Raw genomic sequence first — 22,454 nt, forward strand, 5'->3', positions numbered from 1 at the left:
GGATCGCCCGCTCCGCCCGCCGGCTGCGGCTGCACCTGCCCCGCGACTGGCCGTGGCAGACCGCCTGGTCCCAGCTGTTCTCCACCACCTGCGGACCACCGGCAGCGGCCTGAGCCGACCACCGCCCGCAGGGCCCGATCGGAGACCGACCGTGGAAGAGCCGGACAGACCGGCGGCCCACCCACGCCCAGATCAGACAACCACAATCAGGTCACGAGCCGGCCGGGTCCACCAAGATCGACGGTGGATCGAGGCTCAGGGGACGACGACGGCGCCGTCCTCCCGCTCCGCGAGCCGGCCGGCGGCCACTGCGCCGTCGAGGGCCGCGGCCAGCAGCGGGGCGGCCGACGCGGCGCGGCGGCGGGCCCCGAACACCTCCGCGGCGGCCGGGAACAGCTCCTCCCGGGTCAGCGGGCCCGCGGCCCGGCAGAGCGCCACCATCGCGTTGCCGAGCTCCTGCGGGGCAACGTGCTCCAGGGGGCGGTCCGCGGCGGAGGCCTGGCGGCGGAAGGCGGTCCAGCCGGCGCGGTCCAGGGCCGGGGGCCAGACGAACTCGCCGTCGAGGCAGTCGGCGGGCAGCAGGGCGAGCAGCGCGTCGCGGCGGGCCTCGCCGACCCGGCTGAGGCCGAAGGCGCCCGCGGCCAGGCGGGTGAGCCGGTCGCGGTGCACCGGCCCCTCGGCCTTGAGCCCGGCGTGCAGCACCCGGCGCACGGTGCGGGCCACCTTGGCGTCGGCGAGCTGGTCCAGGGCCTTGCGCTCACCGGCCGGCCGGGGCAGCCACGGCACGAACGGCGCCTCGCCCTCGAGGGCCGGCGCGGTGCGCGCCGGCCGCCGGGCCGTCCGCGGCGCGGCGGCCCGGGGGCCGGGCGCGGGGGCCGGCTCGGCGACCGGCTCGGCGACCGGCTCGGCCACCGCGACGGCGGCCGGCGCCGAGGACAGCAGCGGGGCCACCACCCGGGGGGCGGGCAGCGCCGCCGCGGCCGGCTCCACGACCGGGGCGGCGACCGGTCCCGGGGCGGCGACCGGGGTCGGCCCGTCGGCGGGAGGCGGCGGCACGGCGTCCACGGCGGCGACCAGCCGGTCGAGCACCGCCGGGCGGTCGCGCAGCCAGGTCGGCAGCCACACCCGCTCGACCACCGGCCAGCCGAGCATCCCGGAGAGGACCTCGACCGGCAGCCCGTCGCGGTCGCCCACGGTGCGCCGGCGAGCCCAGGCCGGCCCGTCGAGCAGCACCGCCATGACCGGCACGTCGGGGTGCGCGGCGCGGGCCACCGACAGGTCGACCCGGAAGTCCGACAGCCCGACGTCGGTGCGCACGACCAGCCCGCGCTCGCGCAGCGCCGCGGCGATCTGCTCGCGGTGCCGGTCGGGGACGGCGGCGGGCCGGGCGTCCCGGGGCAGCGCGTCGGTGCCCAGGGCCGCCAGGTCCAGGTAGGCGCGCAGGTGCTTGACGCCCACGGAGGAGGTCTGCTCGGCGCGCAGCTGGGCGGGGTCGAAGGAGGAGAAGACGACCACCTGGCGGCGGGCGCGGGTCACCGCGACGTTGAGCCGCCGCTCGCCGCCGACCCGGTTCAGCGGCCCGAAGTTCAGCGGCAGGACACCGCGGTCGTCGACGCTGAAGGCGGTGGAGAAGAGCACGACGTCGCGCTCGTCGCCCTGGACGTTCTCCAGGTTCTTCACGAACACCCCCTCGCCGTCGGTGCGGTCCAGGGCGTCGACCAGCCGCTCGTCCCCGGCGTCGCGCAGCAGGCCCTCGATGTAGGAGCGCTGCTGGGCGTTGAACGTGACCACGCCGATCGAGGGCACCCGGTCCGGGGAGGCGTCGAAGCGGCGGCGGATCTCGGCGACGACCGCCTTGGCCTCCAGCGGGTTGGTGCGGAGCAGCCGCCCGGCGCCGGTGCGGTGGAAGGTGCCCTCGACCCGCACCAGCGAGATGCCGCGGCCGTCGACCGCGGGGGAGGGCCGGCCGTGCGTGGGGGCCGGGAACGAGGAGAGCCGGTTGTCGTAGTAGGTGGCGTTGCTGAAGGCGATCAGCGACTCGTCCTGGCTGCGGTAGTGCCACGACAGCCAGTGCCGCGGCACCCGCGCCTGGACGCACTCCGACAGGATCGACTCCTCGTCCTCCACGGCGCTGCCGAGCAGGTCGGCGGCGTCGTCGTCGGCGGAGCCGGACGACGGCTCCATGAACGACGTCGGCGGCATCTGCCGGCTGTCGCCGACCACGACCGCGGCGCGGGCCCGGCCGAGCGCGCCCACCGCGTCGGCCACCCGGATCTGCGAGGCCTCGTCGAAGACGACCAGGTCGAACAGGCCGGCCCGCGCCGGGAAGAACCGGGCCACCGAGTCCGGGCTGACCAGGACGCAGGGCATCACCGCGGTGACCAGGTCCCCGTAGCGCTCCAGCAGCCCGCGCACCCCCAGCCCGCGGCGGGAGCGCCCCAGCTCGCGGTGCAGCGCGCCGAGCCGGTCGTCGTCCGCGGCCGGGCGGCCGGCCAGCACCGCGGCGGGGAGCGCGGCCCGCAGGTGGGCCCGCACGGCGCGCGAGGCGGCGGTGAACCGGGTGATCGCCCGCTCGTGCGCGGTCGCGTCGAAGTCGTCGAGGCCGCTGGCGTGCCGCCGCTCGGCCTCGGAGCTGCGCGCCACGCCGTGCTCGAAGGCCCGGACGGCGTCGTCGGCGGGCAGCCGGCCCGACAGCAGGAGGGCGCGGGCGTCGTGCAGGCCCGCGGCGCGCAGCGGCTCCAGGGTGTCGAGGAAGTCGGCCCACCGGCGCAGCGACATCAGCCCGGTGTGCTCGACCCCGCGCTCGGGCCGGGTCATCTGCCAGCGCAGCACCACGCCGTCGTCCCCGCACCAGCGCGCCAGCCGCGCCGGGTCGCTGCTGCACACCCGCAGCAGCGCGGTGAGCGCGTCCCGCAGCCGGACGACGGCGGCGGCCGCGGCGGCGCCCGGGCCGGGCCCGGCGACGACGTAGCGGCGCAGCGCGACGGCGAAGTCGGCGGCGCTGTCGGCCGCGGCCCCCGCGGTGCGCAGCCACGCCACCTGGGCCTCGACCACGCCCGGGTCCAGCAGCGGGTTCCAGCCGGGCGGGGTGGACAGCCCCGGGACGACGGCCACCCGCGCGGCCAGCGCCTGCCCCGCCTGCTGCAGCCGCCACAGCTGGGCGGTGAACTCCGGCACCTCGCTCAGCGGGAGCTTCACGCCGGGGCGCAGCGCCGGGCGCAGCTGCTCGCGGACCGCCCGCAGCCCGGCCCGCCGCGGGAAGAACCGGGCCGCCTGCGCGGTCTGCGCGGCGACGAACAGCTCGCCGAGCGGCAGCCCCAGCACCTCCGGGGTGGCCCGCTCCAGACCCGGGTGCACGGCGGTGGCGAAGGCGGCCACCTCGGCCAGCAGCGCCCGGGTCGCCGCGCTCCAGCGCCCGGTCGGCACCTCGTCGAGCACGTCGAGCCCGACCGGGGGGCCCGAGAGCAGGTGGGCCAGCGCGTCGAGGTGGGCCGGCGTGCGGACCTCGCGCAGCGCCCGCACCAGGTGCGGCTCCGCCGGCAGGTCGCGGATGGCGGCGTCCACCGCGGCGGCGGCCTGCTGGGCGGCCACCAGGTCGACCCGCGGGGTGTCGACGAAGGCCCAGGCGTGCCGCGGCGAGGGCCGGACCAGGTCGGCGATGTCGGGCAGCAGCGCCAGCGACCGGCGGACGGCGGTCAGCGTCTCCGGGGCGGCCGCGGCCACGAACACCGACGGCAGCGGCAGCCGGGGGACGTCGTCCCGCACCGACAGCACCGCCGTCCGCGCGGAGTAGCAGCTCAGCCCGGCGGCGTTCTCCGCGTGCAGCCGGTCGGCGTAGCGGGCGAGGGTCCGGCGGGCCGCGCGCAGGTCCTCCCCGTCGGCGGCCAGGCCCTGCTCGTCGACGGTGACGGCGTGCTCCAGCGCGGCCTTGACCTGCGCCCGCACCTGGGCGGCGGTGCTGCCCTTGTCGTGCAGGTCCAGGGCGAAGGGCCCCATGCCCACCGCGTCGAGCCGGCGGGCGACGACGTCGAGCGCGGCCCGCTTCTCGGCGACGAAGAGCACCCGCTTGCCGTCGGCGACCGCGCGGGTCAGCAGGTTGGTGATGGTCTGCGACTTGCCGGTGCCGGGCGGGCCCTCGAGGACGAAGGTGCGCCCCGCGGCGGCCTCGGCGACGGCCCGCAGCTGCGAGGCGTCCGCGGGGGCCGGGCACCGCGTGGCGAGCTCGTCGAGGTCCACGCGGGCCGGGGCGGGCACCGGGTCGGCGAAGGCCTCGGTGGGCCGGCGCACGAGGTGGTCGACCAGCGGGCTGGCGGCCAGCTCGGCCCAGTGCTCGTCGAGGTCGCGCCACAACCGGTACTTGGCGAACTGGAGGACCGCGAGGTCGGCGCTCGGCTCGACCCGCGCGGGCAGCTCGGCGTCGGCGACCGCCTGCCGCACGGCCTGCAGCGCGCGGTCGACGTCGATGCCGGCGGCCTCGTCGGCGGGGTCGGTGAGCCCCGGGACGGTCAGCCCGTGCTGCTGGCGCAGCTTCTCCAGCAGGCAGTGGTTGGGCGTGCTCGCGCCGGTGTCGTCGAGGGCCAGCCGGTAGCTGCCGGTGCGGCCGGTGGGCACCAGGGTGACCGGCACGAGCACCAGGGGGGAGCGCAGCGGCCGCCCGTCGACCTCCCAGACCAGGCTGCCCAGGGCCAGGTAGAGGTTGTTGGCGCCGGTCTCCTCGACGACCGTCTTCGCCTTGTAGGCCAGGTTGCGCAGCCGCGGCAGGTAGCTGCCCTCGGTGACCCCGGCGTGCACCGCCTTGCGCTCCAGCAGCACCTCGGCCAGCTGGGCCGGCGGCAGGTCCGCGGCGGCGGTCGCGCCGCGCTCCCGGGCGACGGCCGGGATGCGGTCGCTGGGGAGCACCGCGACGGACACCCCGCTGCGCAGCAGCCGCTCCAGGGTGCCGAGGTGCTCGGCGGGCACGGCCAGGGGCAGCCCCGAGCGCTCGGTGTAGTTGATCAGCCGGTTGCGCAGCGACAGGTCGAGCAGGCTGTTCTTCCACTGCTGCACGCGGGCGGGGGTGGCCGGGCGGCCGGGGTCCGCCGCGGGCGGGGACGGCGGCAGGGCGGGGGCCGCGCCGTGCTCGGCCGGGCGGTACTCGACGACCTGCACCGTGCCGTCGCGGCCGCGGGTGCGGGCCGGCAGCGGGAGGATGCCGTCCCGGCGGGCCCGGTGGACGTCGGTGACCCCGAGGACCCGGTCGAGGTCCCCGGCCAGCCACCGGTCGTAGGCCGCGGCGTGCAGCGCCGCCGGCTCGGCCGGGTCCTCGCCGCCCCGCGTGGTCAGCAGGGTGGTCTCGACGAGGCGGACCAGGCCCAGGTCGACCAGGTTCACCAGCGGCGCCACGTCGGTGGTCGCCGCGCTCTCGCCGCTGCGCTCCTCGCGCCAGTAGCCGAGGAAGGCGTGCCCGCCGGAGGAGCCGGGCAGGCCGCCGTCGGTCAGCCACAGCAGCGGCCGGATCCCGACCCGCTCCAGCGCCGCGGCCAGGGTGACGGTGGTGTCCAGGCAGGTGCCGACCCGGCCGTCGAGGACGTCCCCGGGCGTGCGCACCTTCTGGCCGACGTCCGCCCAGCCCGCCGCGGCCTCGCTGTGCCGGACCCCGCGCCGGCGCACGGCCTCGGCCAGCGCGGCGACGACGGCGTCGACCCGCTCGGGGGAGGCGTCCCGGCCCTCCACCGACGGGTCCCCGGTGCGCTCGGCCAGCAGCGCCCCGGCCTCGCCGACCAGCGCCGCGACCGCGGGGTGGTGCGGGAGCACGTGCGCGGCCAGCATCTCCAGCGCCAGCGGCACCGGGGCGGCCAGCCACTGCCCCGCGGCGAGCACCTGCACCGGGACCGCGGTGCCGGCGACGTCCTCGCCGCCCACCAGCAGGTCGATCTCGACCGACCCGGGCCGCTGCTCCTCGATGGGCAGCATCGCGGCGGGCTCCATGACCAGGCCGACGTCGCTGAGCACGGTGGTGCGGCCCTCGTCGAGGTCGACCAGCAGCTCGACCGGGGCGCCGATCGGGCCCTCGGCGTCCTGGACGCCGAGCCGCACCGTCGCCCCGCGGACGGCCGCCCCGTGGTTGGTGAACGACAGCCGGCTGACCACCGGGACGCGGTTGTGCGCGAGGGCGTAGCTGAGCACCGGCGTCGAGGTCGCCTGGATCGCCACGGCCGGCCGGGTGGTGGTCTCGGTCGACCGCAGGTCCGTGGCGCTCATGGTGGACGTGTCTACCGGGCTGGACGGACCGGTCCGGTCAGGCGGCGGAGGCGTCTGGGGTGCCTGTGACGGGTGTGCCCGCTCGGGCTGCGGAGCACCCCGGGGGTGGTCCCGGGCGGTCATGCCCCGGCTCCCGGGTGCCGATCAGCGACCCCTGACCCCCGGGGGCCCCAGGCCGGCCTCGCGGGCGCGGGCGACGGCGGCCGCGCGGTCCGGGACCTGCAGCTTGGTGAGGACCGCGGAGACGTGGTTGCGCACGGTCTTCTCGGACAGCCCCAGCCTCCGGGCGACCTGGGAGGTCCGCAAGCCGGCCGCAAGGAGGTCGAGGACCTCGCGTTCCCGGGCCGTGAGCTCGGGCAGCGCCGGCACCCGGGCGGAGGCCCCGGTCAACGAGTCCACCACCCGACGGGCGACCGCGCCGCCGTACACGGCGTCGCCGCCGGCCACCGCCAGCACGGCCCGCACGATCTCCTCCCGGTCGGCGCCCTTGAGCAGGTACCCGCGCGCCCCCGCCCGCAGGGCGCCGAACAGCGAGGCGTCGTCCTCGTGCATGGTGAGCACGAGGACGACGACACCGGGGTACCGCCGGGTCAGCTCGTCGATCGCGGCGGTCCCGGAGAGCCGTGGCATGGAGAGGTCGGTGAGGACGACGTCCGGGGTCGTCGTGGCCACGAGCGCGAGGAGTTCCGCCCCGTCGGCCGCCTCGCCGACCACCGCGACCTCGGGGGAGGCGTCGAGGACGGCGCGCAGGCCGAACCGGTACATCGGGTGGTCGTCGGCCAGGACGACGCGGACGGTCACGACCGTCCGCCCAGCGGCAGCTCCGCCACCACGCTCGTCCCGTTGGCGCCGCTGGTGACCGACAGCTCGCCGCCGACCGCCTGCGCCCGTCCCCGCATCGACCCGAGCCCCAGCCCGCCGGGCCGGCGGGTGTCCGCCTCGGGCGGAAAGCCGGCGCCGTCGTCCGCGACGGTCACCCGCAGGCGTCCCCCCGCGGTGCGCAGCGCCACCTCGGCCGACCGTGCGCCGGCGTGCCGGGCCACGTTCGTCAGGGCCTCCTGGGCGATCCGGTAGGCGGCGGTCTCCACGTCGGGGGGCAGGGCCGGGAGCTCGGCGGCCGTCACCCGCACCGCGAGGGACGGCGACAGCGTGCAGGCGTGCCGCTGGAGCGCCGGGACCAGCCCGACGTCGTCGAGCGGAGTCGGTCGCAGGCCGTCGAGGATCCGCCGCACCTCGCCCACGGTGCCGTCCACCTCGTCCTTGAGCCGGGTGAGCAGGGAGCCGACGAGCGGGCCGGCCCGGCCGTCGAGCTGGGCCTGGACGGCCTGCACCCCGAGGCCGATGCCCGCCAGCGACGGGCCCAGCCCGTCGTGCAGGTCCCGGCGGATGCGGTCGCGCTCGGCGTGCGTGGCGGTCAGCACGCGCTCCCGCTCCCGCTCCAGCCGGCCGGTCAGCTCCAGCGCCCGCACCACGACGGCGACCTGGGGGGCGAGCGCCGCGAGCAATCTCCGGTCACCGGCCGTGAAGGGCTCACCGGGGCGCCGCTCGGGCACGTGCAGGGTGCCGACGTCCCGCCCGCCCACGCGCAACGGCACGGCGATCGTGCCGGCGCCGCCGGGGGCGGCGTCCCCAGGCCGGACGATCCGCGCGGCCGAGGTGCGGAGTGCGGTGCTCACCGTGCCCAGGACCGCGGGCAGCAGGTCGGCCTCGTCGGCGCCGGCCACCCGGTCACCCAGCTCCGTCACGGCGGCGACCGGGTCCCGCCGCCGGCCGTAGACCAGCCGGTCGGCACCCGCCTGGAGCCGATCCCGCGCCGGGCCGAGGGCCAGGGCCAGCAGGACCGCGACGACGGCGCCCGGCACGGGGGTGAGGGTGCGGCCGAGCACCGCCGCGGCCAGCCCTGCCACCACCAGGTAGACGGTCGCGACCGCCGCGGTCAGCGCCCCGTACGCCAGCGCGCGGCTCACCACGATCCCCAGCAGCCGGTAGCGGACGACCCCGACGATGATCGACCCGGGGACCATGAGGGCCAGGCCGATGAACACCCAGTCGGGTGCCGGGACGGCGAACGTCAGCAGCATCAGCGGGAACACCACGCAGACCAGCCAGGCCAGCTGCTGGCGCTCCGGCGCCCGTGCCCGGACCAGGCGCACCACCGTCGCGACCCAGATGACCAGCACGCCCGCGACCAGGGCGACGACCGCGGCGGCACCGGCCGCCACCGTCCACCAGGTCCGCGGCAGCACGAGCGGCGCCGGCCCGGAGACCACGTCGTCGAAGGCCTCCTGCGACAGGGCGGTCATCACCGTGACGACCGCGAGCCCGGCCCACACCGCACGCACCGGCCAGCGCCACCACCGCGCGGGCAGCCGGCCCGAGGGGTAGAGCGCCACCAGGACGGTGGCCGGGAGCACGAGGGAGGGCAGGTAGAGCATCCCGAGCTGGGTCACCGGCCGGGCCAGCGGCCAGTCAGGTTCGGCGACCTCGACCCCGTAGGCGCCGTAGGCGTTGCCGCCGGCGCTCAGGGCCTGCAGCAGCCCGGTCAGCACGAGCAGCCAGCCGATCGCGTTGCGCGGCCGGAGGTGCACCAGGAGGGCCCCGGTCCCGGCGCAGGCGACGGCGAAGACGCACCCGAGGACCGAGCGGTCGCCCTCCGGCACCCGGGGGCCCACCCAGGCCGCCAGGGTGAAGGCCGCGAGGCACAGCAGCGTCGCCGTGACGGCGGCGCCGGTCGTGAGGACGCGTGAGCGCACCGCGCCAGTGTTTCGCCGGGGCGTCCCGAGCGGGGTGCCCGACGTCCCGGTCGACCCGGGAGGTCCTCCCGGGTCGACCGGCCCGCTGCCCCATCCGGCGGGACACCCGGGACGGCCACGGTGGTCCCCGTCCGGCCGTGCGGGCCGGGACCGACCCGAGGAGGACCGCCATGACCGCCGCCCCCGCCGCCCCCCCGACCTCCGCCACCCGGTCACCCGACGGGTGGACCCTCGCCGGTGCCGGTACGGCCCTGGCCTGCGCGCTGGTCGGCCAGTTCGTCAGCACCCCGTGGAAGGCGGGATCCGGCGGGTGGGGGATCGACCTCGCCGGCGGCGGGGGGTGGGCCGGCCTGGCGCTGCTCGTCGCCTTCGTGGCCGTGGCGCTGGTGCTGGTCGCTCTGGCGACCGCGCGCGCCCGGGCGGTGCCGCCCGAGCGCACCGCCCGGCGGGCCGCGGTCCTCGCCACCCTGGGCGCGCTGTCGGTCCTGGTCTTCTGGACGGGGCTGCCGGCCGTCCTCGCCGGCGGTGCCGTCGGGCTGTCGGTGGACGTCCGGCGCCGGACCGGGGCGCTGCCGCCCGTGGCTGCGGTCGCGGCGACCCTGGCCGCGGTCACGGTGGCGGGCGCCGTGTGGCTCGCCTTCACCGGCTGATCGCCCGCTCCGCAGGGCGGCCCGTCTACCCCGGGCCGCCCTGTCCGTGCGCCCACCGCAGGGCGTGGGAAGGGCGGAGAGAGGGTCCTCGACCAGGGCTTCGCCTCCGGGCGCGCGGGCGGGGGCGACCCGCGGCGTGGCGATACCCGGCCCGCGGTCCGGAGGGCGTATCTTCCTGAACCCCTGGATGTGATGTGAAACACATGACGGACCCGATGCCGGCGCGCACCCTGCCCCCGTGCCGCGTCGCCGGCGACCCGGGTTGCGCGCGCCCCCGGCCGGGCGCAGGTTGCGGGGCATGGGCGAGGTGCAGCGGCGGGGATCGGGTCTGCTCGTCGAGGACCGGGGGCACGTCCGGCTGCTCACGCTCGACCGGCCCGAGCGGCGCAACGCGCTGTCCACCCCGCTGCAGGCCGACCTCGTCGAGGAGCTGCTGCGCTGCGGGGAGGACGACGGGGTCCGCGCCGCCGTCCTGGCCGGCAACGGCCCCGCCTTCTGCGCCGGCTTCGACCTGCACGAGATCCGGGAGGCCGACCGGCGGGGGGAGCGGTTCCGCCCGCCCATGGACCGGCCGGGGCGCACCGTCTTCGAGGTCCTCACCCAGGTGCCGGTGCCGGTGGTGGCGGCCGTCGCGGGGGCCGCGGTCGCCGGCGGCTTCGAGCTCGCGCTGGCCTGCGACCTGCGGGTGGCCGCGCCCGGCGTGCCGATGGGACTGCCCGAGGCCCGCATCGGCATGGGCGCCAACTTCGGCTCCGTCGTCCTGCCCAAGCGCATCCCGATGGGCATCGCCCTGGAGATGCTCTACACCGGCGAGCACGTGACCAGCGAGGTCGCCGAGCGCTGGGGGCTGGTCAACCGGTTGGTCCCCGCCGAGCAGGTGCTGCCCACCGCGCTGGAGCTGGCGGGGCGGATCGCGGCGAACGCGCCGGTGTCGGTCCGCCGGATGAAGGAGACCGCGGTCAAGGCCCTGGAGCTGCCGCTGTGGCAGGCGCTGCGGCTGGACGTCGGGCCCAACCCCTACCTCTCCGAGGACCGCCGGGAGGGGATCGCTGCGCGGCTGGAGGGCCGGGCGCCGCGGTGGAGCGGTCGCTGACCGCAGCGTGCCGACCGCACCCCGATGACCGCGGGCGTGGCAGCCCTGCGGGCGCGGTCCGCGGGTTACGTTGCCGTCAGCGTGCACGCGCCCTGGCGAGAGGCGCGCACGGGCACCGGCGAGAGGGAGGCACGGCCATGGCCACCGGCGACCGCCCGGACCTCACGAAGAAGACCCCCGGCCAGGACCCGGGCGGGCCGGGCCCCGCGCAGCCGGGCTCCGCGCAGCCGGGCTACGGCCCCCCGGGCTACGGGCAGCCGGGCTGGGCGCCGCCCGGGTACGGGCAACCCGACTACGGGCAGCCGGGGCCCGGCCCGGCCGGGTGGGCCCCCATGCCCGCGCCGCCGCCCTGGGCGCAGCAGGGCCAGCCCACCGGTGTGCCCGGCCGGATGCGGCCCACCGGCCTGACCATCCTGCTCTTCTTCGTCACCTTCGGGATCTGGGGCTTCATCTGGTACTACCAGGTCCACGAGGAGATGCGGCGGCACAGCGGCGAGGGGCTCGGCGGCATCGTCGCCCTGGTGATCTCGCTGTTCTTCGGCATCGTCATGCCGTTCCTGACCAGCCACGAGGTCGGCCAGCTCTACGAGCGCCGCGGGCAGGTCAAGCCGGTCAGCGCGCTGACCGGGCTGTGGGTCTTCCCGGGCATCTTCCTGCTGGTGCTGCCGATCGTCTGGTTCGTCCGCACCAACAACGCGCTCAACGAGTACTGGCGCAGCCTCGGCGTCACGCAGACGACGCTGGTGTGACCCGGCCGGCCCGCGCACCGGACGATGCCCGGTGCGCGGGTCAGCGCCCCGAGAAGCGCTGCTCCAGCTCTTGGACCTCCGGCAGGCCGACCAGGTCGGTGAACTCGTCGAAGGCCGGCAGCCCCTCCAGCGCGGGCACGCCGTCACGGCGCAGCGCGGCCAGCAGCGCGCGCATCCCCGCCGTGGCCGCCAGCAGCGTGCCGATCGGGTAGATGACCAGCGAGAAGCCGAGCTCGGTGATCCGCGCCAGCGGCAGCGGCGGGGTGCGCCCGCCCTCGGCCCAGTTGAACACCAGCGGCGCGACCCCGGAGAGCTCGCGCGCCACCCGCTCGACGTCGGCCTCGCTGGTCGGCGCCTCGACGAACAGCACGTCGGCGCCGGCGTCGGCGTAGGCGCGGGCGCGGGCCAGCGCGTCGTCCACCCCGGTCACCGCGACCGCGTCGGTGCGCGCGATCAGCACCAGGTCCGGGTCGCGCCGGGCGGCCGCCGCAGCCCGGATCTTGCCCGCCATCTCGTCGGTGCCGATCAGCTCCTTGCCGCTCATGTGCCCGCACTTCTTGGGCATCACCTGGTCCTCGAGCTGGATGCCGGCGACGCCGGCCTGCTCGTAGAGCTGCACCGTGCGGACGACGTTGAGCGCGTTGCCGTAGCCGGTGTCGGCGTCGGCGACCACGGGCAGGTCGACGGCGGCGGCGATGCGTCGGGCGTTGTCCACCATCTCGGTGCCGGTGAGCAGCCCGACGTCGGGGCGGCCGATGAGCGAGGCCGTCGTCCCGAACCCGGTCATGTAGACGGCCGCGAAGCCGGCCTGCTCGACCAGCCGGGCCGACAGCGCGTCGTACGCGCCGGGCGCCACCAGCGGCCGCGGATCGGCCAGCAGCTCCCGCAGCCGGGACCGCGGAGCGCGGCCACCCCCGATCAGATCCCCCACGCCCGCCTCCCAGGTTGTATGCAGCTCGCCGCGAAATCCCGCAGCGGCGTTGTCAAGCGACGCACGCACCCCTACCTTTGCACACAATCTCCGAGGGGGTGTGACGGCTGACACGGTCGCTGACGTCGGCGGGGCGGGCGCTGTCCACCCTGCGCGACATGATCATGAGCGGGGAGCTCGCCCCCGGCGCGCGCCTGGGCGAGGTGGAGCTGGCCGACCGGCTCGGCGTCAGCCGCACACCGGTGCGCGAGGCGCTGTCCCGCCTGGCGGCCGAGGGCCTGGTCCAGATCACACCCAATCGCGGCGCCCGGGTCGCGACCTGGACGGTGGCCGAGCTCGAGGGCGTCTTCGACCTGCGGTCCAGCCTCGAGCCGCGGCTGACCGCCCACGCCGTCCCGAACGCGACCCCCGCCGACGTCGCCGAGCTCGACGACCTCGCCCGCCGGATGCTGGCCGTCGGCTCGCCCGGGCCGGACCAGGACCTCGACGCGCTGGTCCCGCTCAACCGGGCCTTCCACGACCGGCTGGTCGCCCTGGCCGGCCACCCGGCGCTGGCGACCGCGCTGGCCGCGGCCATCCACCCGCCGATCGTCCGGCGCAACTTCCTCACCTACGACGAGGCCTCGCTGCGGCGCAGCCTGGGCCACCACGCCGAGATCGTCGCGGCCGTGCGTGCCGGTGACGCCGACTGGGCCCGAGCGGTCATGACCGCGCACATCGCCAACGCCCGCGCCGTGATGGTCCGGGCCGCCCGTGACCACGCCACCCGAGAAGAGGAGTCCGCATGAGCTACCGGCTCGGAGTGGACGTCGGCGGCACCTTCACCGACGTCCTGCTCGTCGACGAGGACAGCGGGGCCACCTGGCGGGCCAAGACCGCCTCGACCCCCGCCGACCAGGCCGTCGGCGTGCTGCACGGCATCGAGCGGGTGTGCGCCGAGGCCGGCATCGGGCTCACCGAGGTCGCCCAGGTGCTGCACGGCACCACGGTCGCCACCAACGCGATCCTCGAGGGCAAGGGCGCCACCGTCGGCCTGGTCACGACCCGCGGCTTCCGGCAGGTGCTGCAGATCGCCCGCTCCTTCGTCCCCGGCGGGCTGGCCGGCTGGATCATCTGGCCGAAGCCCGAGCCGCTGGCCGACCTGGAGAACACCGTCGAGGTCGACGAGCGCATCGCCTCCGACGGCGGCGTGGTGCGCCCGCTCGACGAGGACGACGTCCGCCGGCAGCTGGGCAGGCTCGCCGGCCGCGGCATCCAGGCGCTCGCCGTCAGCCTGATCAACTCCTTCGCCGACCCCGCGCACGAGCGGCGGGTCGCGGAGATCGCCGCCGAGGTGCTGCCGGGCGTGCCGGTGTCGCTGTCCTCCGACGTCCTGCCCGAGCTGCGCGAGTACGAGCGCACGCTCACCACCGTGGCCAACGGCTACGTGCAGCCGCAGGTCGCCCGCTACGTCCAGCACCTCTCCGAGGGGCTGCGCCAGGGCGGCGTGACCGGCGACCTGTCTATCCTGCGCAGCGACGGCGGGCTCTCCGCGGCCGGGGCCGCGGTGGCCGCCCCGGTCACCATGCTGCTGTCGGGCCCGGCCGGCGGCGTCACCGGCGCGGTCTGGGTGGCCGAGCAGTGCGGGTACCGGGACCTGATCACCTTCGACATGGGCGGCACCTCCACCGACGTCGCGCTGGTCCGCGACCTCGCCCCGCGGATCGGCCGGGAGACGAAGGTCGGCGACCTGACCGTGCGGGCCTCGAGCGTCGACGTCCGCACCGTCGGTGCCGGCGGCGGGTCGATCGCGCACGTGCCGGAGCTGACCCGGGCGCTGCGGGTCGGCCCGCAGTCGGCCGGCGCCGACCCCGGCCCGGCCGCCTACGGCAAGGGCGGCACCGAGCCCACGGTCACCGACGCCGACGTCGTCCTGGGGTACCTGCCCTCCGCGCTGGCCGGCGGGGAGATCACCCTCGACGCCGAGGCCGCGCGGGCGGCGGTCTCCAAGGTGGCCGAGGCGATGGGGCTGGAGTCCCCCGAGGCGGCGGCCGCGGGCATCGTCGACATCGTCAACGAGAACATGCTCGGCGGCCTGCGGCTGGTCTCGGTGCAGCAGGGCTTCGACCCGCGCGACTTCGCCCTGGTGGCCTTCGGCGGCGCGGGGCCGCTGCACGCCAACGCGCTCGGCAGGCTCACCGGCGCCTGGCCGGTCATCGTGCCGCCGTCCCCCGGCGTGCTCTGCGCCCTCGGGGACGCGACGACGAGCCTGCGCGACGAGTCCGCGCGCACCGTGCTGCGCCGCTTCGGCCAGCTGACCGGCGCGGAGCTGGCGCAGGTGCTGCGGGAGCTCGCCGACGAGGCCGGGGCCCGCCTGGCCGGGCAGGGGCTGGCCCGCGAGGAGCAGGCCGTCGGGTTCCAGGTCGACGTCCGGTACCACGGGCAGGGCTTCGAGATCCCGGTGCAGGTCGACCCGTCCTGGCTGGACGCCGGGGACCCGCTGGCCGAGCTCGGGAAGGCCTTCGATGCCGAGCACGACCGGCTGTTCTCCTTCCTGCTCGACGTCGACCACGAGCTGGTCAACGCCCGGGCCACGGTCACCGGTCCCCGGCCGGACGTCGCGCCGGTCCACCTCGAGCAGGGCGACGGCGACCCGTCGGCGGCGCTGGTCACCGAGCACCCCGTGCACGTCGGGGGCGAGCAGGTGACCGCGCGGGTCTACGACCGGGCGCGGCTGCGGGCCGGCGACGTGGTGACCGGCCCGGCGATCGTCACCGAGATGGACTCCACGACCCTCGTCCTGCCCGGGCACGCGGCCGCCGTGCACCGCTCGGGCTCGCTGCTCATCAACCCCGTCCAGGAGGGCTGAGCGATGGCACGCATCGTCGAGACCGCGACCGGCGAGGTGGAGCGGGTCGACGTCGACCCGGTGACCCTCGACCTCATCGAGAACGGCCTGCGCAACGCCCGCTACGAGATGGACGAGGTGCTGTTCCGCACCGCGCTGTCCCCGGGCATCCGCGAGCAGCACGACGAGTTCCCGCTGATCGGCGACCCGAGCGGCAAGATGGTCGTCGGCCAGTTCGGCCTGTCCATCCCCGACTTCCTCGACGGCTTCGACGACACCGTCGAGGAGGGCGACGTCCTGCTCACCAGCGACCCGTACGCCTGCGGGGCGGCGATCAGCCACGCCAACGACTGGCTGGTCGTGATGCCGGTCTTCCACGAGGGCCGGGTCGTGGGCTGGGCGTCGATGTTCGGCCACATGTCCGACGTGGGCGGCAAGACGCCGTCGTCCATGCCCACCGACGCGCGCACGATCTACGAGGAGGGCGTGGTCATCCCGCCCTTCAAGCTGTACCGCGCGGGGGTGCCCAACGAGGACGCGCTGCGGACCATCCTCAACCAGGTCCGGATGCCCGACTGGAACCGCGCCGACCTCAACGGCCTGGTCGCCGCCTGCCGCACGGCCGGGCGGCGGGTGGTCGAGATGTGCGAGCGCTTCGGCACCGCCACCTACCTCTCCGCGCTGGACGCGCTGCTCCAGCGCAACCACGACGCCATGAAGGTGCTGCTGCAGACGGTCTTCGAGGAGGGCCGCACGCTCTCGTTCACCGACTACATCTGCGACGACGGCGTGGGCAACGGCCCGTACGAGCTGAAGCTGTCGCTGACCCGCACCGGCGAGAAGGTGCACCTGGACTTCACCGGGTCCTCGCCGCAGGCCGCCGGGCCGATCAACTACTACATCAACGAGAACCTGACCCGGATGTTCTTCGGGATCTACATGATCACCGTCGCCGACCCGCAGATCCTCTGGAACGACGGCTTCTACCCGCTGGTCGACGTCACCATCCCGGACGGGTCGTACTGGAAGCCCGCGCACCCGGCCGCGCTCAACGGCCGCAACCACGGCATCGGCCGGGTCTTCGACCTGTTCGGCGGGCTGCTCGGGCAGACCAACCCGGCGCTGCTCAACGCCGCTGGGTTCTCCTCCTCGCCGCACTTCATGTACTCCGGGCACTACTCCTCGGGCGAGCGGACGGGGGAGTGGTTCCAGCTCTACTCGATCGGGTTCGGCGGCATCCCGGGCCGACCCCTGGGTGACGGCCCGGACGGGCACTCGCTGTGGCCGAGCTTCGTCAACATCCCCTGCGAGTACCTGGAGTCCTACTACCCGCTGCGGATCGAACGGTGGGAGACGGTCCCGGACACCGGCGGGGCCGGCCTGCACCGCGGCGGCAACGGCGTCGACGTCGCCTACGTCTTCGAGGAGCCGGGCGAGATCGCCATCCACGACGACCGCTGGCTGACCTACCCGTGGGGCGTCAACGGCGGGCAGCCGGGCGCGCGCGGGCGCAAGTGGATCGACCGCGCCGACGGCACCCGCGAGGTGCTGCCCAGCAAGTGCCACGGGGTGCCGGTGCGGCCGGGCGACGTCCTGCACTTCGTCACCTGGGGCGGCGGTGGGTGGGGGGACCCGCTGGAGCGCGACCCGGAGCTGGTCTCGCGCGAGGTCCGGCGCGGGCTGGTGACCCAGGAGGGCGCCCGCCGGTACGGGGTCGTGGTCTGCGACGGCGGGGAGGTGGACGGCGAGGCGACCGAGACGCTGCGCGACCAGCTGCGCGCCGACCGGCCCGCCGAGCTGCCGGTGTTCGACCCCGGCCCGCCGATCGAGGAGCTGCTGGCCCGGTGCGAGGAGGAGACCGGCCTGCCCGCCCCGAAGCGCCCGGTGTGGACGGCGGGGTGAGCGGGAGCGGGGACGGGGTCGTGGGCGGGCCGCACGGGGCGGCGTTCTCCGGGCGGGTCGGCTGGGGCACCCGCCCGGCGGTGCTGGTGATCGACCTCTGCCGCGCCTACACGGAGCCGGGCGGGCCGTTCGCGCTGCCCGACCCCGGCCCCGCGGTCGCGGCGACGGCGGCCCTCGTCGGGTCGGCCCGGGCCGCCGGCCACCCGGTGGTCTGGACGGCCGTCCGGTACGCCGCCGGGCTGGAGGACGCCGGGCTGTTCGCGCGGAAGGTCCCGGCGCTGGCCTGCTTCGCCGACGGCGCGCCGGGCGACTGGGGGGCGCTGGCGCTGGAACCGGCCCCGGGCGAGCCGCTGGTGGTCAAGCAGTACGCCTCGGCCTTCTTCGGCACCTCGCTGGCCCCGACGCTGCACGCGGCCGGGGTGGACACCGTGGTGGTCACCGGGGTGTCGACGTCGGGCTGCGTGCGGGCCACGGCGATGGACGCGCTCAACTCCGGCTTCCGGCCCCAGGTGGTCCGCGAGGCCTGCGCCGACCGGAGCGCCGCCGTCCACGAGGCCAACCTCGCCGACCTCGACGCCAAGTACGCCGACGTGGTCGACCTGACCGAGGCCCTCGCGCACCTGTAGCGCCGGCCCCCGACCGCGGCGCCGCCCGGCTGCCTCCCCCCAGCGCCGGGCGGCGCCGCTCACCCCGGGGCAGGCTGCACCCGTGGCGAGGACGAGCGCGGGGGTGCTGCTGTGGCGGCGCGGCCCGGACGGCGGGGTGCAGGTGCTGCTCGGGCACATGGGCGGGCCGTTCTGGGCGCGCAGGGACGACGGCGCCTGGTCGGTGCCCAAGGGGGAGTACGCGGCCGGCGAGGACGCGCTGGCCGCGGCGCGCCGGGAGTTCGAGGAGGAGCTCGGCTCCCCGGTGCCGGCCGCCGAGCTGGTCCCGCTCGGCGAGCACCGGGCGAGCGGCAAGCTGCTCGCGCTCTGGGCGGCCGAGGGCGACCTGGACGCCGCCGCCTGCCGGAGCACCACCTTCCCGCTGGAGTGGCCCCCGCGGTCGGGGCGGGTGCAGCACTTCCCGGAGATCGACCGGGCCGCCTGGTTCGGCCTGGCCGAGGCGCGCACCAAGCTGGTCCGCGGCCAGCTCCCCTTCCTCGACCGGCTCGCGGCGCTGACCGGCTGACCTGCACGGCCCCGCCCGGCAGCCGGCCCGCATGACGGCTTGGTGACGTGTCGTCCCACCCATCCCGGGACGGGGCGGGCCCGGCCCCGGGGGTGGCAGGGTCCCCGGTCGAGCGGAGCCCCGTGCTCCCCGGACCCCAGGAGGCACCATGTCCTGCACCCAGTGCGGCGCCCTCGCGCAGGCCGGCCGGTTCTGCGTCGGCTGCGGCCGCGCCGTGCCCCCGCGGGAGACCCCGCGCCCGCGCTCCCCGCTCGTCGACGAGCTCACCCAGCCGGTGCTGCGGCTCGACCGGCCGGGCAAGCCCGCCGTCCCGGCGCGGTGAGCCCCGGGCGGGCGTGACGCGTCTCACCGCTAGCAAGGCGCTTGCAGCAGGCAGCACCTGGGCACCCACTCCGACGTCAGGTCATCCCCGAAGTCTGGAGCCCCCGTGACCGACACGATCCGTCCCACCCTCACCTCGACCGTCGTCGAGCAGCTGCGGGCCCTCGTCCTGCTGACCCAGACCGAGGAGCAGGTCGCCCGCACCCGCGTGGCGCAGGCCCGCACCGACGCGGTCCGCCGCGAGCTGCAGCAGAACGCCGACCACGCCGCCGAGCGCACCCGCGCCCTCACCGAGCAGCTGCGCGCGCTCGGTGGCGTGCCGGACGTCGTGACGCCCGCCCTCGGCCGGCTGGCCGCGCTGCTCAAGGCCGGCGTCGAGCAGGCCGAGCCGCTCGACGAGGCGCTGCTGCAGGACCTGCAGCTCGAGCACCAGCTGCTCGACCGCGCCACCTACCTGAAGGTGCTCGCCGAGCAGGCCGAGCTGCCCGCGGTGCAGCGCCTGGCCGAGCGGCTGGTCACCGCCCACCGGGCCACCGTCGAGTGGCTGACCGTCGTCCTCGCCGAGCACGCCATGGGCGGGCCGGCCGCGCTGCGGCCGACGCCGTTCCAGTGGGTGGCCGGCACGGCCGCCCGCGCCGCCAACGCGCCGGTGCGGTTCGTCGCCGACCGCGTCAACGTGGCCATCGACAGCGCCCAGCAGCAGCGCGACAAGCTGGGCGCCGTGGCCGGCAAGGCCGGGTCGTTCTCCGACGCCGTCCGGGAGACCCTCACCGTCGGTCGCAGCGCGTCGCTGCGCCGGGCCGAGCGGATCGCCCGCCGCGACGGCCACCGCGAGGCCGCCGAGGCCGCCAAGGCCGCCCGCGAGGAGCTCGGCGACGTGACCGCCGACGAGCTGCCGGTCAAGGGCTACGACTCGCTGTCCACCCAGGACGCGGTCAAGGCGGTCAAGGGGCTGACCAGCCCGCACGAGCTGCGCGTGGTGATCCGCTACGAGGAGACCCACAAGAACCGCTCGGGCGTCATCAGCGCCACGCAGACCCGGCTGGCCGACCTGGCCAAGGAGGCCGTGGGCATCGACGGCTGAGCCCGGCGACGGCCGGAGCGCCGCAGCGGCGAGCCGGGCACGGCCCGCTCGCGCACCGTGAGCACGCCGCGGACCCGCACCCCCGATCGGGTGCGGGTCCGCGGCTCCTCCCCGTCCGGCCGGCCGGCGCGTTCGACCGCGTCCTCCCGGCCGGGGAAGCTGGAGCAATGGACAGCATCACCCCGGACGAACTCGAGCAGGAGTTCTCCCTGAGCACCGCGGTCACCCGGCTGGACTTCCTCAGCCGCCGCGACAGCGGTGCCACCACGCTCAACACCGCCGCCGAGGTCGACGCCGAGGACTGGAGCACCTTCAAGGACGCCGCGACCTCGCTGGACGTGCCCGAGTCCCTGGAGCTGCTCGCCCTCGGCGAGGTCGTCGCCCGCAAGGCGCACGACAGCCAGCTGGTCGGCTTCCGCGCGGCCCTGCGCGGCGGGGCGAGCTGGACCCAGATCGCCGCCGCCCTCGGCCTGACGCCGCAGCAGGCGTGGACCTCCTACACCGAGCTCATCGCCCGGCACGAGCGCGCGCAGGTGCTCGACGCCGACGCCGCCTCCGCGGCCCGCGAGCTGGCCGGGGCCCGCCCGGAGGGCGGGACGGTCAGCTGACCTCGACGCCGCGCCAGAAGGCGACCCGCCCGGTGATCTCACGGGCGGCGTCCCGCGGCTCGGGGTAGTACCAGGCGGCGTCCGGGTTGCGCTGCCCGTCGACCTCCACGGTGTAGTACGACGCCGTCCCCTTCCACGGGCAGTACGTGTGCGTGCCCGACTCGCGCAGGACGTCGTCCCGCACCGCGGCGCGGGGGAAGTAGGCGTTGCCCTCGACGGTGACGACGTCGTCGGACTCGGCGATCACGGTGCCGTTCCAGCGTGCGGTGGCCATGCCCCCGGCAACCGCCGGCGCCGGGCCGGGCATTCCGGCCCGGCGCCGGCGTCCGGCGGCCCAGGCTCACCCGCCCTGCAGGTGCCGGACGACCTCCCCCAGCTGCTGGGACGGCGAGAAGTCCACGTACTCGCAGTCGGTCACCGCCTCCGGCGCGTGGCCGGGTGCCCAGTAGAACGCCTGGCCGGCCTCGTAGGTGGTGCTGCCGCCCTCGCCGTGCATCACCAGCCGCCCGCTGATCATGTACCCCCAGTGCGGGCAGGGGCACCGGTCGCCGGGCAGGCCGGCCAGGGCGGGGCGCAGGTCGGCACCGGCCGGCAGCCGCACCCAGGCGATGCTCATGTCACCGACGCGGTCGGTGCGGAACTCGACGCCGTCGCCCTCGATGGCCACGGGCAGGTCGGTCCGGTCGACGGTCTGCACGGTCCGCACCCCCTCACGGCCGGATGTTCTGGTTCAGGTGGAACAGGTTGCCGGGGTCGTACCGGCGCTTGAGCTCGCGCAGCCGCTCGTGGTTCGCGCCGTAGTTCTCGGCCGCCTTGTGGGCGTCGTCGGCGGAGGCGAAGTTGGTGTACCCGCCGGGCGCGGAGTGCGGGGCGATCGCGGCGTGGTACTCGCGCACCCAGCGGACGTTGGCCTCGTTGTCGCCCGGGTCGGGCCACATGCCGGCGATCACGGCGGCGAACGAGGCGTCGCGGTGCCCGAACGCGGTCGCGTCCGAGGCGACGTCGTGGACCGCGCCGTTGATCGGGTACAGGTGCATCGTCGAGTTGACCACCGGCACCCGCGCGCCGTGCTCCACGTGCGCGGCGATCGCCGCGTCGGTGAGCTCGGTGACGAACGCGGCCTTCCAGTAGTGCTGCAGCCCGGGCGGGACCAGCGGGTCGAAGGCGCTGTTGAGCGCCGGGTAGGGCATCGGGCCCACGTGCTCGGCGACCGGGCGGGCGACCTGCCGGAACCGGTCGACCACGCGCTCGCCCTCGGCCGCCGAACCCGACCAGCAGGAGACGACGGCGACGAAGGTGTCACCGACCCGGTCCTCCGGCACGAACGGCAGCGGCGGGGCGATCTGGAACGCCGGGAAACCGCCGTACTCCCGCGGGGCGTCGGCGATGAAGTCGCGGAAGAAGTCGAGCACCGCCGGCGCGTCGGCCAGCTCGAAGAACATCGGGCCGCCGTAGATCGTCCCGACCGGGTGGACCCGGTAGGTGAACGACGTGACGACGCCGAAGTTGCCGCCGCCGCCGCGCAGCGCCCAGAACAGGTCGGGCTCCTCCTCGGCGCTCGCGGTGACGACCGAGCCGTCCGCGGTGACCACCTCGGCGGCCAGCAGGTTGTCGCAGGACAGGCCGTAGCCGCGGCACAGGTAGCCGATCCCGCCGCCGAGGGTCAGCCCGCCGATCCCGGTGGTCGAGATGATGCCGCCGGTCGTGGCCAGCCCGGAGGCCGCCGTGGCGTCGTTGAACCGGCCCCACGTCGTGCCGCCCCCGGCGCGGGCGGTGCGCGCCTCCGGGTCGACGTCCACCGACTGCAGCAGCGACAGGTCGGCCACCACGGCGTCGTCCGCGGTGCCGAAGCCGGGGACGCTGTGCCCCCCGCCGCGGACGGCGAGCGCGCGGCCGGTCTCCGCGGCGTAGCGGACCGCGGCGGCCACGTCGTCGGGCCCGGCGCAGCGGACCACCACGTGCGGTCGCGCGTCGATCATCGCGTTGTAGACCCGGCGGGCCTCGTCGTAGTCGTCGTCGCCCGGCCGCACGACCCGGCCCCGCACGCGGTCGGCCAGCGTGCCCGGCAGCTGTGTGGTCATGTCCCCTCCTCGCTCTCCGGTGCCGCGACGGTAGGGAGGGCCGGG

General features: G+C 76.5%; 18 protein-coding genes. 11 read left to right on the forward strand and 7 right to left on the reverse strand.

The genetic code is table 11. The features are described 5' to 3' along the window. Positions 1-255: 255 nt before the first annotated feature. From D0Z06_RS19255 to D0Z06_RS19265, 3 genes are all read right to left on the reverse strand, one after another. Positions 256-6,240 carry a DUF3320 domain-containing protein gene (locus D0Z06_RS19255; protein ID WP_117379167.1) on the reverse strand — a complete coding sequence of 1,995 codons (5,985 nt, stop codon included), beginning with the start codon at positions 6,238-6,240 and terminating at the stop codon, positions 256-258. Between the two features lie 144 nt (positions 6,241-6,384). Further along, positions 6,385-7,041, reverse strand: coding sequence for a response regulator transcription factor (locus tag D0Z06_RS19260; RefSeq protein WP_199522423.1), 657 nt, complete (start codon positions 7,039-7,041; stop codon positions 6,385-6,387). After that, on the reverse strand, positions 7,038-8,993 hold the full coding sequence (locus D0Z06_RS19265; RefSeq protein WP_117379168.1) for a sensor histidine kinase: 1,956 nt from the start codon (positions 8,991-8,993) through the stop codon (positions 7,038-7,040). Before D0Z06_RS19265 ends, D0Z06_RS19260 begins: the two co-directional genes overlap by 4 nt. Before the next feature lie 170 nt (positions 8,994-9,163). On the opposite strand from D0Z06_RS19265, the gene D0Z06_RS19270 reads away from it, so the two are divergent. The 3 genes from D0Z06_RS19270 to D0Z06_RS19280 all read left to right on the forward strand — a co-directional run bounded on the left by D0Z06_RS19270 (position 9,164) and on the right by D0Z06_RS19280 (position 11,485). Further along, entirely contained in the window at positions 9,164-9,643 is a 480-nt protein-coding gene (locus D0Z06_RS19270) for a hypothetical protein (RefSeq protein ID WP_117379169.1), read from the forward strand. A 298-nt stretch (positions 9,644-9,941) separates the two neighbouring features. Further along, positions 9,942-10,736: an enoyl-CoA hydratase/isomerase family protein gene (locus D0Z06_RS19275; protein WP_117379170.1), complete on the forward strand. Its 795-nt coding sequence runs from the start codon at positions 9,942-9,944 to the stop codon at positions 10,734-10,736. A gap of 137 nt (positions 10,737-10,873) precedes the next feature. After that, entirely contained in the window at positions 10,874-11,485 is a 612-nt protein-coding gene (locus D0Z06_RS19280; RefSeq protein WP_233517813.1) for a DUF4234 domain-containing protein, read from the forward strand. A gap of 40 nt (positions 11,486-11,525) precedes the next feature. Here D0Z06_RS19280 and D0Z06_RS19285 read toward each other — a convergent pair whose 3' ends face one another. After that, positions 11,526-12,416 carry an isocitrate lyase/PEP mutase family protein gene (locus D0Z06_RS19285; protein WP_117379171.1) on the reverse strand — a complete coding sequence of 297 codons (891 nt, stop codon included), beginning with the start codon at positions 12,414-12,416 and terminating at the stop codon, positions 11,526-11,528. A 158-nt stretch (positions 12,417-12,574) separates the two neighbouring features. On the opposite strand from D0Z06_RS19285, the gene D0Z06_RS19290 reads away from it, so the two are divergent. The 8 genes from D0Z06_RS19290 (at position 12,575) to D0Z06_RS19320 (ending at position 20,328) form a co-directional block, all read left to right on the forward strand. After that, positions 12,575-13,204: a GntR family transcriptional regulator gene (locus tag D0Z06_RS19290; RefSeq protein WP_233517814.1), complete on the forward strand. Its 630-nt coding sequence runs from the start codon at positions 12,575-12,577 to the stop codon at positions 13,202-13,204. Continuing rightward, a complete protein-coding gene (locus tag D0Z06_RS19295) occupies positions 13,201-15,264 on the forward strand; it encodes a hydantoinase/oxoprolinase family protein (protein ID WP_117379173.1) in 2,064 nt (687 codons plus the stop codon). Before D0Z06_RS19290 ends, D0Z06_RS19295 begins: the two co-directional genes overlap by 4 nt. A gap of 3 nt (positions 15,265-15,267) precedes the next feature. Continuing rightward, positions 15,268-17,145: a hydantoinase B/oxoprolinase family protein gene (locus D0Z06_RS19300; protein WP_117379174.1), complete on the forward strand. Its 1,878-nt coding sequence runs from the start codon at positions 15,268-15,270 to the stop codon at positions 17,143-17,145. After that, positions 17,142-17,771, forward strand: coding sequence for an isochorismatase family protein (locus tag D0Z06_RS19305; RefSeq protein WP_233517815.1), 630 nt, complete (start codon positions 17,142-17,144; stop codon positions 17,769-17,771). Before D0Z06_RS19300 ends, D0Z06_RS19305 begins: the two co-directional genes overlap by 4 nt. 82 nt (positions 17,772-17,853) lie before the next feature. After that, positions 17,854-18,315, forward strand: coding sequence for an NUDIX domain-containing protein (locus D0Z06_RS19310; protein WP_117379175.1), 462 nt, complete (start codon positions 17,854-17,856; stop codon positions 18,313-18,315). 148 nt (positions 18,316-18,463) lie between these two features. Next, a complete protein-coding gene (locus D0Z06_RS25500; protein ID WP_158580039.1) occupies positions 18,464-18,637 on the forward strand; it encodes a hypothetical protein in 174 nt (57 codons plus the stop codon). Positions 18,638-18,742: 105 nt separating this feature from the next. Further along, a complete protein-coding gene (locus D0Z06_RS19315) occupies positions 18,743-19,720 on the forward strand; it encodes a ferritin-like domain-containing protein (RefSeq protein WP_233517816.1) in 978 nt (325 codons plus the stop codon). Between the two features lie 167 nt (positions 19,721-19,887). Then, entirely contained in the window at positions 19,888-20,328 is a 441-nt protein-coding gene (locus D0Z06_RS19320) for a hypothetical protein (protein WP_117379176.1), read from the forward strand. Here D0Z06_RS19320 and D0Z06_RS19325 read toward each other — a convergent pair. From D0Z06_RS19325 to D0Z06_RS19335, 3 genes are all read right to left on the reverse strand, one after another. Continuing rightward, positions 20,321-20,602 (reverse strand): DUF427 domain-containing protein, encoded by a 282-nt coding sequence (locus tag D0Z06_RS19325; protein ID WP_117379177.1) that lies wholly within the window; start codon positions 20,600-20,602, stop codon positions 20,321-20,323. The genes D0Z06_RS19320 and D0Z06_RS19325 overlap by 8 nt on opposite strands. A 66-nt stretch (positions 20,603-20,668) precedes the next feature. Beyond that, positions 20,669-21,025 (reverse strand): cupin domain-containing protein, encoded by a 357-nt coding sequence (locus tag D0Z06_RS19330; RefSeq protein ID WP_117379233.1) that lies wholly within the window; start codon positions 21,023-21,025, stop codon positions 20,669-20,671. Positions 21,026-21,038: 13 nt separating this feature from the next. Continuing rightward, complete coding sequence (locus tag D0Z06_RS19335) at positions 21,039-22,409, reverse strand: FAD-binding oxidoreductase (RefSeq protein WP_117379178.1); 1,371 nt, start codon at positions 22,407-22,409, stop codon at positions 21,039-21,041. Between the last annotated feature and the right edge of the window lie 45 nt (positions 22,410-22,454).

The organism is Geodermatophilus marinus (assembly GCF_003428645.1).
Classification (GTDB): domain Bacteria; phylum Actinomycetota; class Actinomycetes; order Mycobacteriales; family Geodermatophilaceae; genus Geodermatophilus.